The sequence below is a fragment of the Comamonas sp. FG99 genome (assembly GCF_057808605.1).
The window spans coordinates 70,395-84,217 of the sequence record NZ_JBMDII010000026.1 but is presented as its reverse complement, the minus strand read 5'-3'; the positions used below and the strand labels follow the sequence as shown (position 1 = coordinate 84,217).

Sequence of the window (13,823 nt, the reverse complement as noted above, 5' to 3'; positions counted from 1 at the left end):
CGCCCCCCCCCCCCGCGGCGGTGAAAAGCAGTGTGTTGCGCATGTTACTTCCAGCTTTCCTGGCAGCCCTGGCAGCCGTCCATGGCCGCTTCGGTGAACAGGGTGTAGCGCACGAAATTGCCTTCGAACACCGCGTTCTTCAGGTTGGTGGCGGCGAACTTGGTTTCCTGCAGGTCGTTGCCGATGAAGCGCGTGCCCACGAACCAGGCGTTGTTGAAGCGCGCCATTTCGAGATTGGAGCCGATGAACTGCGCGCCCGAGAAGTCCGAGCGCATCAGCCGCGCGCCTTCGAGGTCGGCGCCGACGATGCGCGCGTGCTTGAAGTCGGTGTTGGCGGCGGTGGCCTTGTTCAGCCGTGCGCCGGTGAGGTCGGCGCCTTCGAGGTTGGCAGCGGCCAGGTTGGCGCCGCGCAGGTCGGCGCGCGTGAGGTTGGCGCCGCGCAGGTCTGCGCCCGCGAGGTTCTTGCCCACCAGGTTGGCATGCCGCAGGTCGGCGCCGGGGCAGCGGGTGTAGGGCCAGATCGGGCAGCCGTTGACCACGAGCGGCTCGCTGGAGGGCGGCGTGCTCGGGTCGGCCGCATCGCCCGGCGTCTGGGCCGGGGCCGCGGCGCAGGCCATGCAGGCCAGCGCCGCAGCCGCGCAGCGCAAGAGGTGCGCGGCCATGGTCTTCACCGGCTGGCCACTTGCTTGGGCAGCTTGAACACCCACATGGAGCCGCCCTGCGAGACCTGCTTGGTCAGCTCGGCCATGTCGCCGCCCCACAGCGGCACCGCGCCGCCGTAGCCGGACTGGATGCCGACGTACTGCTCGCCGTCCATCTCCCAGGTCACGGGCACCGAGACCACGCCAGAGCCGGTCTGGAACTTCCACAGCTCCTTGCCCGTCTTCTGGTCGAGCGCCTTCACATAGCCGTCCGAGGTGCCGGTGAACAGCAGCCCGCCGGCGGTGGTGAGGGTGCCGGCCCACAGCGGGAACTGCTCCTTGTGCTCCCAGGCGATCTTGCCGGTCAGCGGGTTGATGGCGCGCAGCGTGCCGACATGGTCGTCGTGCAGCTTCTTGATGCGGAAGCCCTGGCCCAGGTAGGCCGCGCCGGGCTTGTAGGTGATGTGCTCGGACCAGTAGTCCATGGCCCAGTGGTTGGCGGGGATGTAGAACAGGCCGGTGTCGGGGCTGTAGCTCATCGGCATCCAGTTCGTGCCGCCCAGGAACGGCGGCGAGACGAAGATGCTCTCGCCCTTTTCCTCGCCTTCCTTGGGCTCGGGCGGGCGGTTGTTGTTCTCGATCGGCAGGCCGGTCTTGAGATCGAACCCCGAGGCCCAGGTGATGCCGTCGACGAAGGGCCAGGCGTTGATGATGGCGTTCTGCTTCCAGGGATGGCCGCCGCCGGCCTGGGCGAGTTTGGCGCGGTCGGTCACGAAGAAGAAGCCGTTGCGGTCGGCATGGGCCGAGGCCTTGACCGTCTTGCCCGTCTTCGGGTCCTTGTAGTCGAACAGCAGCACCGAATTGTTGCCCGAGAAGTCCCAGGCGTCGTTGGGCGTGTGCGAGAAAAAGCCCTTGAGATCGCCCGTGCCCGGGTCCACATAGGCCTGGCCCGAGGTGTAGAGGCTGGGCCAGTTCCTGGGGTCGTCGCCCTTGGCGGTGCGCTTCCAGGTGTTCCAGGGCGCGGGGTTGCCGGTGCCGACCACGATGGTGTTGCTCTCCACGTCGAACGACGGGGTCTGCCACGGCGCGCCGCCGCCCTGGCTCCAGGCCTCGGCCTTGCCGGTGGGGGAGTTCGGGTCGTCGGGCCAGCTCGGGGCCTTGGGGTCGCCGGTGGGCGTGCTGGGCTGGCCGTTCAGGCGCCCCACATGGCCTTCGACCATGGGGCGGGCCCAGATCTCCTTGCCGGTGTCGGGATCGCGCGCATACAGGTAGCCGACGACGCCGAATTCATCGCCCGAGGAGCCGTGCACCAGCAGCACCTTGCCGCTTTTCTGGTCCTTCACGATGAAGGGTGCGCCGGTCATGGTGTAGCCCACCTTGTGGTCGCCGAACTTCTCGTTCCAGACCACCTTGCCGGTGGCGCGGTCCAGCGCCACGATGCGCGCGTCCAGCGTGCCGAAGTAGACCTTGTCGCCATAGATCGCCGGGCCGCGGTTGACCACGTCGCAGCAGGGGCGGATGTCCTCGGGCAGGCGGTGCTCGTAGGTCCACAGGCGCTTGCCGGTGCGCGCATCCAGCGCCACGAAGCGCGAGTACGAGGCGGTCACGTAGATCACGCCGTCGTGCACCAGGGCCTGGGCCTCCTGGCCGCGCTGCTTTTCGCCGCCGAAGGAATAGCTCCAGGCCGGCAGCAGGTTGGCCACGTTCCTGGTGTTCAGCGTCTTGAGCGGGCTGTAGCGCTGCGCCGTCAGCCCCAGGCCGTAGGTGAGCACGTCGCCGGGGGTCTTGGCATCGTTGGCGATATCGTCCCAGGTGACCGGCTTGACCGCGTGGGCCGGCAGGGACAGGGTGGCCGCAAGAGCCAGGCACAGCGTGCTGAGCCGCAGGGGGTGGGGGACCGCAGTGGTCATGGTGGTTTGCTCCTCGTGTTGTGGTGGATGAATCGCGCTGTCCTCTACGCAAGACGCATGCCACCGCGGGCGGTGCTGGCATGGGGGCGGCCTGGCGCCGCACTCAGTGGCCCGGCCGTTCAAATGTGGAGCGGAGTGTGACGCGGCAATTGCTCATTTACGGAGCAGCATGCGCTGCAGCAAGCCGTCCTTGAGGATGAACTGGTGGTGGACGAAGGCTAGCAGGTGCAGGCCGATGAGCAGCATGAGGGCATAGGTCGAGCCCAGGTGCAGGCAGCTCAGCAGTTCCTTGGCCGCATCCCAGCGCTCGGCCAGCTTGGGCAGGCGCAGGCCGAAGAAGCGGATCGGATAGCCGGAGAACACCGAGCCCAGAAAACCCGACAGCGGCGACAGCAGCATGAACAGGTACAGCAGGCGGTGGCTGGCGGTGGCCAGCCTTTGCATCGCCCGGCCCAGCGGCAGGGGCTGCGGATGCGGGCGCGCCGCCGCCCAGGCCAGGCGCAGCGCGAGCAGCAGCCCCAGCAGCATGCCCAGCGACTTGTGGATGTTGAACCAGTAGGCCCGCAGGCCGCCGGTGTCCTTGGGCAGCCCGGTCATCCACAGGCCCAGCCCCAGCTGGGCGAGCAGCAGTGCTGCCATCAGCCAGTGCAGCAGCACCGAGCAGCGGTCGTAGTGGGGTTGCGCCATGATCGTGGGTCTCCTGCAGCCGTGGGATGGGGCCGACCGGGGCCCTGGGCGCAGGCCTCGGGGTGCGCAGGTGCCGTCAGTCGAGCAGGTCGGGCGGCAGCAGGTTCTTCTTGCGGTAGATGGTGTTGCGCGAAACGCCCAGCGCCTTGGCCGCGGCCGACACATTGCCCTTGTGCAGACGCAACATCTGTGCCATGGCCTGGATGGTCATGTCCTGCAGGCGCTGGCTGTCGGGCGGCGCATCGGCGGCTGGCGCCGAGGCCGGCATGGCGGGCGCTGCAGCCTGGCTGCTGGCGGCCTGCAGCTCCTCCAGGAAGTCGTCGGGCAGGTCCGGGGTGTCGATCACGCCGCCGTCCTCGACCATGACCACCGCGGTGCGCAGCAGGTTGTGCAGCTGGCGCAGGTTGCCGGGCCAGCGGTATTGCGCCAGCAGCTGCATCACCGCGGGCGCGATGCCGACCGGCTGGCCGCCGTCGCACAGCGAATGCAGCACTTTCCTGACCACCAGCTCGAAATCCGTGCGCTCGCGCAGCGCGGGCAGGCGCACCACCAGGCCGTTGAGGCGGTAGTACAGGTCTTCGCGGAACTCGCCGCGCGCGATCATCTCCTTGAGGTTCTTGTGGGTGGCGCTGATCACGGTGACGTCCACCTCGATCTCCTTGCTCGATCCCAGCGGGCTGACCTTGCGCTCCTGGAGCACGCGCAGCAGCCGCGCCTGCAGGTGCCTGGGCATGTCGCCGATCTCGTCGAGGAACAGCGTGCCGCCGTGGGCCTGGGCGATCTTGCCGACGGCGCCCTTCTTGCGCGCGCCGGTGAAGGCGCCTTCCTCGTAGCCGAACAGCTCGGCCTCGATCAGCGATTCGGGGATGGAGGCGCAGTTGACCGGCACGAAGGGCTGGCGCGCCCGCGCCGAGTCGTTGTGGATGGCCTGGGCCAGCAAGTCCTTGCCGGTACCCGTCTCGCCCAGGATCATCACCGGGATGTCGCGGTCCGCGACGCGGCGCAGCTTGTGGATGACGGCGCAGACCTGCGGGTCTCCGGTATCCAGGTACTGCAGCGACGAAAAATGCGGCTTGCGCGGCGCAGCTTCGGGCGCAGCGCGGGGCGCCGCCGGCGCGGCGTCTTCGGGCTGGGCCGCGGCCGGCAGCGCTGCGGCCCAGGGGGCGGCCGGCTTGAGCTCGGTGCGGCACCAGACCGACACGCCGCTGTGCATGCACAGCTGCCGGGGCGCGGGCGAGGGGCCGCGGAACAGCTCGAACAGCGCCGACATCGGCAGGTTGAACAGCGACGAGAAGGTGTGCGCCTGCAGCGCATGGAACGACAGCCCGAGCTGGAATTGCGCGCTGCGGTTGGCGGAGATGAAGCGCCCCTGCGGCGTGAAGACCGCAATGCCCTCGACCAGCGTGCCAAGGAACTCCGGGCGCGCATGGAAGTGCAGGCGCACGTCCTTGGGAAAGCTGCCGGCGAACATGTGGTTCTCTATCATCTGCGCCGACATGCGCACCAGCGCCAGCGTGTGCCGGTGGTAGCTGCGGTGGTCGCCGGTCACATCCAGCGCGCCGATCACCTGGCCGTAGGGATCGAAGATGGGCGAGCACGAGCAGGTGAGCGACTGGTTGGCGCTCATGTAGTGCTGGCTGCCGTGCACGGTGATCGCCTCTTCCTCGCTCAGCGCGGTGCCGATGGCATTCGTGCCCTTGGTTTTTTCCGACCAGTCCATGCCGGGCACCAGCGCCACGCGCGAGGCCTTTTCGAGGAAATCGTTGTCGCCCAGCGAGTGCAGCACCATGCCCTGGGCCGAGGTCAGCAGCACCATGCTGTGGGTGTTGGCGATCTGCCCGTACAGCGTCTCCATGATGGGCGCAGCATGCTGGAACAGGAAGCTGTTTTCCTCCAGCACATTGCTCAGCTGGCCGCGCGCCGGGCTGGCGTAGTCCGGCTGCTCGTTGATGCCCACGCCATAGGTCTGCGAGCGGCGGTTCGCCTTGCCCAGCACCTCGGCATAGTGGTGTTCGAGCGCCACCGGGTCCGGTGATGCGTCCTGTCTCGCGGGGGGGCGGCCAAAAGAATCAATGCTCATATCGCTGGTCTCCTGGAGCTGGAGCAGAGCTTCTCCAGCAAGCGCTCACTACCCGGCCAGCCATCTGGGTTCCGGGCCGCCTTGGCTGGTGCGCAGATGCCAAGGCCTTTGTTTTTGGAATGTTCGGGATTCTGTGCATGAGCGGGCCGGACCGCAAGCTGGATATCCCGGCCCCCCGGGCCGGCGCTGGCCCGAGTGTTCCATTCTGGAACAGTTTTGGCGCAATCGTGCCAATCGGAGACAGCCGGGGCGTGGCTTGCGAAAAATGCCGGCCGGTGGCCTGCATATTGCTTCGCGCTGGGGGAGCTTCGTTTTTTCCCCTCAACTTGGAGACACCCGATGAAACAACACCTCCCTCTGTGGACCCGGGGCCTGCTGGCGCTGGCCCTGGCATGCGGCGCATCGGCGGCCATGGCGCACGGCGACGTGGTGCCGCAGGCCGTGGATACGAGCACCCTGCCCCAGCTCGGCAGCAAATGGCTCGATGCCAACCCCTACGACAAGAGCAGCCCGGCGCGCAAGGAGGCGCTGCGCATCGGCAGCTCGGCCTACAACCAGAACTGCGCGCGCTGCCATGGGCTGGAGGCGCTGTCGGGCGGTATTGCGCCCGATCTGCGCAAATTCGACGACGACTGCAGCGGGCTTGCCGATGCCGCGAAGAAGACTGCCTGCTACAAGGAGATGGACGACTACTACGTGGGCACGGTGCGGCGCGGGCGCACGCGCGACGGCCGGGTGTACATGCCGCCCTTCGAGGGCACCCTGTCGCAGGAGGCGATCTGGGCCATCCGCAGCTACCTGGAGGAGCGGCGCGACGCCACCAAGTAGGGTGCGGCGTCGAGGGGTGAGGGCTTTGCGTGGGGCGTGAAGCCGCAAAACCCTCAACCCTCAACCCTCAACCCTCAACCCTCAACCCTCAACCCTCAACGCTCAACGCTCAATTATGGGTAGCCCTCAGAACTGGTAGCCGAGATTCACGCCCAGCATCCACTGCCGCCCCGGCGCGCTTTCATAGTAGCGGCCATTGCTTTCGTTGACGATGACCGAGCCCACATAGCGCTTGTCGGCCAGGTTGTCGATGCGGGCATAGGCCTGCAGCTTCCAGGGTCCCCAGTAGCGGGTGTGGCTGGCGCTTGCGCCCAGCACGCCATAGGCCGGCGCGAGCACGCTGTTGGCGTCGTTGGCGGCAATCGATCCCACCTGGCGCCAGTCCAGCCCCAGCCGCCAGGCGCTGGCGGGCCGCCAGTCCAGCGCCACCCAGGCCTGGTGGCGCGCGGTGCCGGCGATGCGCTTGCCGGCGGGCACGCAGCTGCCCTTGGCATCGCAAAAGCCTTCGCTGAGCGTGGCGTCCAGCCAGGTCAGCGCGGTGCTGAGCTGCAGCTGCCGCGACAGCCAGGCGCTGGCGCTCAGCTCCAGGCCCTGGCGCCGGGTGCGGCCCGCGTTCTGGTAGCTGGTGCGCCCGCCCAGGTTCTCGGCCACCACGATTTCATTGCGCGTGCGGGTCTGGAACAGGGCCGCGCTCCACTCGCCGCGCAGGCTTTCTGCGGCGAAGCGCTGGCGCCAGCCTATCTCGGCACTGGTCGAGGTGGCGGGCTGCAGGCCGAAGTTCAGGCCCGGCTGCGCCGCGGGGCGGTAGGAGATTTCGTTGAAGGTCGGCGTCTCCAGGCCGCTGCCGGCAGAGGCGTAGACCTGGGCGCTATCGCTCACGCGGTACTGCAGCGACAGCACCGGCAGCAGGCGGTGAAAGCCGGTGCGGCCGCTGTCGTCGCCGTTGCCGGGCGCGAGGTAGTGGTCGAGCGACTTCAGGCGCACATTGCTCCAGCGCAGCCCGGCCTGGGCGGTCCAGTCCGGCGCGAAGGACCAGGAGGCCTGGGCATAGGGGTCGATTGCGCCCAGGGTGTTGCGCTCGTCGCGGCGCAGCGCGCCCTTCACCCCATTCAGGCCGCCGGCGAAGTTGTTGTAGCCCTGGCGGTCTTCCTCCACCGTGTTGACGGACAGGCCGGCGCTCAGCTCCAGCGGGCGCGACGCGGCCTGGGTGCGGTGCGTCCAGCGCGCATCCAGCCCGGCGTAGCTGCGCTCCAGCTCGATCACGCCGCCGGCGCTGGTGGGCGGCTGCTGGGCGGCCACCGGCGTGGACTGGTATTGCACGATGCCGCGCTCGCCCACATAGGCCATGAGGCGCAGGGTGTTGGCGCCGTCGAGGTGCCGCTCGTAGCTCAGCCCCGCCTGGGTCTGGCGCGTGCTCTTGCGGGCATTGAAGTCCAGCGGGCCCTGCGCCACGGCGCGTGGGTCGGCCTGCCATTCCCTGGGGGTGAGGCCGCCCGGGTCCTGCGCCTCGATGTCCACCCGGCTGGCCACCAGGGTGAGCAGGCCGTCGTCGCCGACCCGGGTGTCCAGGCGCGCGTTGAGCAGATCCTTGTCGGCGGCGCTGTGGCTGCGCCAGCCGTCGGTCTGGTAGCGGCTGGCGCTGAGCACATAGCCTATGCCCTGGCTTTCGCCCTGGGCCTTGAGGCCCAGGCGCCTTTGCCCGTTGCTGCCCAGCGCAAAGCTGCCATCCACCCGCGCCGGCCCTTCGCCGCGCTCGGTGTAGACGTTGATGACCCCGCCCGAGGCATTGCCGTACAGGGCCGAATAGGGGCCGCGCAGCACCTCGATGCGCTCAGCCGAGGCCAGGTCGATGCTGTTGATCTGGCCCTGGCCGTCCGGCATGGTGGCGGGAATGCCGTCCACCAGGATCTGCACGCCACGCACGCCGAAGGTGGAGCGCGCGCCGTGGCCGCGGATCGACAGCTGCAGGTCCTGCGCGTAGTTCTGCCGGTTCTGCGCCAACAGGCCGGGCACGGCGGGCAGGGTTTCGGAGAGGTTGACCTGCCACTGGCGATCGCGTGCGCGCTCGCCGTCTATCACCGTGACGGAGGCCGGCGCATGCTCCAGCGGCGCGGGCGCCAGCGTGCTGCGCACCGTGACGCTCGGCAGCGTGTCGTGCTCGGCCTGCGCGGCCGCGGCCTGCGCCAGCGCCAGCAGGCTGCCGAAGGCCGCGAGCCTCAGGGGCTGGCCCGCAGGCGCGCGAATGGGGGCTGGGGGCATGGGGGCTCCTCGCATGCAAGGCTGAAGAAAAAACGCAGGGCGCGGCAAGCCGCGCACTGCAAAAGCCCCATGCGGCACCGCCGATGCCGCATGGCGCGGCGGGCGATCAGAAGAAGCCCAGCGCCTTGGGGCTGTAGCTCACCAGCAAGTTCTTGGTCTGTTGGTAGTTGGACAGCGCCGACTTGTGGTTCTCGCGGCCGATGCCCGATTTCTTGTAGCCGCCGAAGGCCGCGTGCGCGGGGTAGAGATGGTAGCAGTTGGTCCACACCCGGCCGGCCTTGATCGCGCGGCCCATCTGGTAGGCGGTGGTGCCGTTGCGGCTCCACACGCCGGCGCCCAGGCCGTACTCGGTGTCGTTGGCGATGCGGATCGCGTCCTCCATGGTCTTGAAGGTGGTGACCGAGGCCACCGGGCCGAAGATCTCCTCCTGGAACACGCGCATGTCGTTGCGCCCGAACAGCAGCGTGGGCTTGATGAAAAAGCCATCGTCGATCTCGCTGCCGGGGCGGTGGCGCTCACCGCCGGTCAGGCATTGCGCGCCCTCCTGGCGGCCCACGTCGATGTAGCCCAGGATGCGTTCGAGCTGGGCCTGCGACACCTGGGCGCCGACCATGGTGCTCTTGTCCAGCGGATGGCCCTGCTTCATCGACTGCACGCGCTTGACCGCGCGCTCGATGAAGCGCTCGTAGACCGACTCCTGGATCAGCACGCGCGAGGGGCAGGTGCAGACCTCGCCCTGGTTGAGCGCGAACATGGAAAAGCCTTCCATCACCTTGTCGAGGAACTCGTCGTCCGCGTCCATCACATCGGCGAAGAAGATATTGGGGCTCTTGCCGCCCAGCTCCACCGTCGAGGGGATCATGCTGTCGGCCGCGGCATGCAGGATGCGCTGGCCCACGGCGGAAGAGCCGGTGAACGCGATCTTGGTGATGCGCTTGCTGGTGGCCAGCGCCTCGCCGGCCTCCTTGCCGAAGCCGTTGACCACGTTGATCACGCCGGGCGGCAGCAGGTCGCCGATCAGCTCCATCAGCACCATGATGGAGGCGGGCGTCTGCTCGGCGGGCTTGAGCACCACGCAGCAGCCGGCGGCCAGCGCGGGCGGCAGCTTCCAGGCGGCCATCAGCAGCGGGAAGTTCCAGGGAATGATCTGCCCGACCACGCCGATGGGTTCATGGAAATGGTAGGCCACCGTGTTGGCGTCGATTTCGGAGATGCCGCCCTCCTGGGCGCGGATGCAGCCCGCGAAGTAGCGGAAATGGTCGATCGCCAGCGGAATGTCGGCCGCCATGGTCTCGCGCAGCGGCTTGCCGTTGTCTATGGTCTCGGCGATCGCCAGCAGCTCCAGGTTCTGCTCCATGCGGTCGGCGATCTTGAGCAGGAGGTTGGCGCGCTCGGTGGTCGAGGTCGCGGCCCACTTGTCCTGCGCGGCATGGGCCGCGTCGAGGGCCCGGTCCACATCGCTGGCATCGGACTGGGCCACCTTGCAAAACGGCTTGCCGGTGATGGGCGAGACATTGTCGAAGTAGCGCCCCGCCAGCGGCGCGACCCACTGGCCGCCGATGAAATTGTCGTAGCGCTGCTTGTAGGGGTAGGCGATGTCGAGGTTGAAACGCTTGAGTTCGAACATATCCATGAAAGTCTCCTGGGTTGGTGATGGCCGGCATGCCCTGCCGCCGGCTGCCCAGGGATATACAAACTTCGTGCCAGCCGGGTTCAGCGGCGCGCGGCGGCCCGGGTGCTCCAGGCCATGGCATGCGGCTGTGCCAGTCTGGAGCAGCGACTGTTGCAGATGGCACACCCTAGAATGTGGGGCCATCGCGCACCATCCGCACACCACCATGCTCAGCATCCAAGACATCCATGCCGCCGAGGCGCGCCTCGGCGGCCAGGTCGAGCGCACGCCCTGCCTGTATTCGCACACCTTGTCGAACATCGTCGGCGCGCAGGTCTACCTCAAGTTCGAGAACCTGCAGTTCACCGCCTCGTTCAAGGAACGCGGCGCCTGCAACAAGCTCAGCCAGCTGAGCGATGAGGAGCGGGCGCGTGGCGTGATCGCGATGAGCGCCGGCAACCATGCCCAGGGCGTGGCCTACCATGCGCAGCGCCTGGGGCTGCGGGCGGTGATCGTGATGCCGCGCTTCACCCCTGGCGTGAAGGTGGAGCGCACGCGCAGCTTCGGCGCCGAGGTGGTGCTGCACGGCGACACGCTGGAGGAGGCCCGCGCCCATGCCTATGCGCTGGCCGAGCAGCAGGGCCTGGTCTTCGTGCACCCCTACGACGACGAGGCGATTGCCGCCGGCCAGGGCACCTTGGCGCTGGAGATGCTGGCCGAGCAGCCCGGCCTGGACCTGCTGCTGGTGGCGGTGGGCGGCGGCGGGCTGATCGCCGGCATGGCGGTGGCGGCCAAGGCGGCCAAGCCCGGCATCGAGGTGGTGGGCGTGCAGACCGCGCGCTTTCCGGCCATGGTCAATGCCATCAAGGGCACCGAGCATCCGCAGGGCATCTCCACCATGGCCGAGGGCATCGCGGTGGGCAACCCCGGCGTGCTCACCAGCGCGGTGATCGCCGCGCTGGTGGACGACCTGGTGCTGGTGGACGAGGGCGAGATCGAGCAGGCGGTGCTGATGCTGCTGGAGATCGAGAAAACCCTGGTCGAAGGCGCGGGCGCCGTGGGCCTGGCGGCGCTGCTGCGCTACCCCGAGCGCTTCGCGGGCCGCAAGGTCGGGCTGGTGCTGTCGGGCGGCAACATCGACCCGCTGCTGCTGGCCTCCATCATCCAGCGCGGCATGGTGCGCTCTGGCCGGCTGGCGCGGCTGCGCATCAATGCGCGCGACGTGCCCGGCATGCTGGCGCGCATCACCGCCATCGTGGCCGACGCCGGCGCCAACATCGAGGAGGTGCACCACCAGCGCGCCTTCACCAGCCTGGCGGCGCAGAACACCGAGATCGAGATCGTGCTGCAGACCCGCAGCAAGGCCCATATCCAGGAGGTGATGGAGCGGCTGCAGGCGGCGGGCATGCAGGTGGTGGTGAGCTGAGCGGGCAAGGAAAAGTTGAGCGTTGTGCGTTTTGCGTGAAAGCCGGTATTCCCTGGCGCTCAACGCATAGCCTCAGGCGCCCAGCTTCAATGCGCTGGGCTGGGTGAGGATCTCGGGCTTGAGGATGGCGTCGAGCTGGGCCCGGGTCAGCAGGCCCTTGGCCAGCACGATGTCGTAGACGCTGCCGCCGCTGGCATGGGCTTGCTGCGCCACCGCGGTGGCATTGGCATAGCCGATGTAGGGGTTGAGCGCGGTCACGATGCCGATCGAGTTCTCCACCGATGCGCGCAGGTGCTCGCGGTTGGCGGTGATGCCCTGCACGCAGCGCTCGGCCAGCGTCAGGCAGCCGTTGCGCAGGTGGCTCACGCTCTTGAAGATGCTGTGGGCGATGATGGGCTCGAAGGCATTGAGCTGCAGCTGCCCGGCCTCGGCCGCGAAGCTGACGGTGACATCGTTGCCGATGACCTCGAAGGCGATCTGGTTCACCACCTCGGGGATGACCGGGTTGACCTTGCCCGGCATGATGCTCGACCCCGCCTGCATCGCCGGCAGGTTGATCTCGCCCAGGCCCGCGCGCGGGCCGCTCGATAGCAGGCGCAGGTCGTTGCAGGTCTTGGACAGCTTGACGGCCACCCGCTTGAGCACGCCCGACAGCTGCACGAAGGCGCCGCAATCCTGGGTGGCCTCGATCAGGTTGGGCGCGGTCTGCAGCGCGATGCCGGTGATCTCCTGCAGGTGCCTGAGCACCAGCGGCGCATAGTCGGGATGCGCGGTGATGCCGGTGCCGATCGCGGTGGCGCCCATGTTGATCTCGCAGATCAGCAGCACCGCCTCGCGCAGCCGCGCCTGGTCTTCGCCGATCATCACCGCATAGGTGCTGAACTCCTGGCCCAGCGTCATGGGCACCGCGTCCTGCAGCTGGGTGCGGCCCATCTTGAGCACGTCCCTGAATTCCTCGGCCTTGTGCTCGAAGGCCAGGCGCAGCACCTCCATCGCATCGATCAGCCCGAGGATGCCGAACCAGGTCGCGATCTTCAGCGCCGAGGGATAGACGTCGTTGGTGCTCTGGCCGATGTTCACCTGCTCGTTGGGGTGCAGGTACTGGTACTCGCCCTTGCGGTGCCCCAGCAGCTCCAGCGCGCGGTTGGCGATCACCTCGTTGGCGTTCATGTTGGTCGAGGTGCCGGCGCCGCCCTGGATCACGTCGACCACGAACTGGTCGTGCAGCTGGCCGGCCTGCAGTTCCCGGCAGGCATCGACGATCGCGTCGCAGCGCCGCTGGTCGAGCAGGCCCAGCTCGTGGTTGGCCAGCGCCGCCGCCTGCTTGATGCTGGCCAGCGCGCGGATCAGCTCGGGGTAGATGGAGATCGGCGTGCCGGTGATGGGAAAGTTCTCCTGCGCGCGCAGGGTGTGCACGCCGTAGTACACATGGGCGGGCACCTCGCGGTCCCCGAGCAGGTCGTGTTCGATGCGAACGGATGGGTCGGTGCTCATGGTGCTCCTCACTGCGGCTTGATCGCCATGGTCTCGATGATGGTCTGCAGCTGCGCGCTCATCGGCAGGTCCAGGCTGGTGCCCGAGGGCAGCCGGCGCAGGAACCAGCGCTTGTACTGGCGCTCGATCTCGCCGTCCTCGGCCAGCTCCTGGAAGCTGGCCTTCACCACCTGCGCCAGCTGCGGGTCGTCCTTGCGGAACATGATGGCGTAGGGGTCGTAGGAGAGGTAGTCGCCCACCACCTGGAACTTGCCCGGGGTCTTGCCGGCGTTCTCCGCGATCAGGCCGTACAGCAGCACGTCGTCGGTGGCGAAGGCGTCGGCCTCGCCGGAGGCCACCTGGGCAAAGCCCTGGGCGTGGTCGGGCACCACCTGCAGCTGCATGCCGAGCTTGAACTTCTGGTCCAGGTCGCGCAGCGCCTTCTCGTTGGTGGTGCCGGCCGTCACCGCCACCTTCTTGCCCGCCAGGTCGCGGAAGCTGCGGATCGGCGTGCCCTGCCGGACCATCACCTTGGTGCCGGCCACGAACATGATGGGCGAGAAGGCCACCTGCTTCTGGCGTTCGAGGTTGCTGGTGGTGGAGCCGCACTCCAGGTCCACCTTGCCGCTGGTGACCGCGGCCATGCGGTTGTCGGAGGTGACCGGCACCCACTGGATGGCCAGGCTCTTGTTGATCGTGTCCTCGATGGCCGTCACCAGCGCCTTGCACAGCTCGATGGAGTAGCCGATGGGCTGCCGGCGGGCATTGAGGTACGAAAACGGCACCGAGGCCTCGCGGTAGCCCAGCGCGATGCTGCCGCTGCTGCGCAGCTTGGCCAGCGTGCCGTGGAGTTCGGCGCCGACGGCCTGCACCGGCATGCCTATGGTCTGGGCGGGGGCGGCGCAGC

The 13,823-nt window shown here is 68.3% G+C and carries 10 protein-coding genes; 2 read left to right on the top strand and 8 right to left on the bottom strand.

The window, feature by feature from the left end; translation table 11 throughout:
* Positions 1-44: 44 nt before the first annotated feature.
* From ACODRX_RS17565 to ACODRX_RS17550, 4 genes are all read right to left on the bottom strand, one after another.
* Positions 45-662, bottom strand: a complete 618-nt coding sequence (locus ACODRX_RS17565) for a pentapeptide repeat-containing protein (RefSeq protein WP_488872827.1) — start codon at positions 660-662, stop codon at positions 45-47.
* A 5-nt stretch (positions 663-667) separates the two neighbouring features.
* Positions 668-2,551: a methanol/ethanol family PQQ-dependent dehydrogenase gene (locus ACODRX_RS17560; protein ID WP_488872826.1), complete on the bottom strand. Its 1,884-nt coding sequence runs from the start codon at positions 2,549-2,551 to the stop codon at positions 668-670.
* A 153-nt stretch (positions 2,552-2,704) separates the two neighbouring features.
* The gene (locus ACODRX_RS17555) at positions 2,705-3,238 is read right to left on the bottom strand and encodes a cytochrome b (RefSeq protein WP_488872825.1); all 534 of its coding nucleotides are present in this window, start codon (positions 3,236-3,238) and stop codon (positions 2,705-2,707) included.
* Positions 3,239-3,314: 76 nt separating this feature from the next.
* Positions 3,315-5,318, bottom strand: coding sequence for a sigma-54-dependent Fis family transcriptional regulator (locus ACODRX_RS17550; RefSeq protein ID WP_488872824.1), 2,004 nt, complete (start codon positions 5,316-5,318; stop codon positions 3,315-3,317).
* A 339-nt stretch (positions 5,319-5,657) separates the two neighbouring features.
* On the opposite strand from ACODRX_RS17550, the gene pedF reads away from it, so the two are divergent.
* Complete coding sequence (gene pedF, locus ACODRX_RS17545; protein WP_488872823.1) at positions 5,658-6,146, top strand: cytochrome c-550 PedF; 489 nt, start codon at positions 5,658-5,660, stop codon at positions 6,144-6,146.
* A gap of 126 nt (positions 6,147-6,272) precedes the next feature.
* Here the strand turns inward: pedF and ACODRX_RS17540 are convergent, their stop codons facing one another.
* Both ACODRX_RS17540 and exaC read right to left on the bottom strand, forming a co-directional pair.
* Positions 6,273-8,405 carry a TonB-dependent receptor domain-containing protein gene (locus tag ACODRX_RS17540; RefSeq protein ID WP_488872822.1) on the bottom strand — a complete coding sequence of 711 codons (2,133 nt, stop codon included), beginning with the start codon at positions 8,403-8,405 and terminating at the stop codon, positions 6,273-6,275.
* Positions 8,406-8,511: 106 nt separating this feature from the next.
* On the bottom strand, positions 8,512-10,038 hold the full coding sequence (gene exaC, locus ACODRX_RS17535; RefSeq protein ID WP_488872821.1) for an acetaldehyde dehydrogenase ExaC: 1,527 nt from the start codon (positions 10,036-10,038) through the stop codon (positions 8,512-8,514).
* A 205-nt stretch (positions 10,039-10,243) separates the two neighbouring features.
* On the opposite strand from exaC, the gene ACODRX_RS17530 reads away from it, so the two are divergent.
* Positions 10,244-11,443: a threonine ammonia-lyase gene (locus tag ACODRX_RS17530; protein ID WP_488872820.1), complete on the top strand. Its 1,200-nt coding sequence runs from the start codon at positions 10,244-10,246 to the stop codon at positions 11,441-11,443.
* A gap of 72 nt (positions 11,444-11,515) precedes the next feature.
* Here ACODRX_RS17530 and aspA read toward each other — a convergent pair whose 3' ends face one another.
* Both aspA and ACODRX_RS17520 read right to left on the bottom strand, forming a co-directional pair.
* On the bottom strand, positions 11,516-12,937 hold the full coding sequence (aspA, locus tag ACODRX_RS17525) for an aspartate ammonia-lyase (RefSeq protein WP_488872819.1): 1,422 nt from the start codon (positions 12,935-12,937) through the stop codon (positions 11,516-11,518).
* 8 nt (positions 12,938-12,945) lie between these two features.
* Positions 12,946-13,794, bottom strand: coding sequence for an amino acid ABC transporter substrate-binding protein (locus ACODRX_RS17520; protein ID WP_488872829.1), 849 nt, complete (start codon positions 13,792-13,794; stop codon positions 12,946-12,948).
* Positions 13,795-13,823 lie beyond the last annotated feature (29 nt).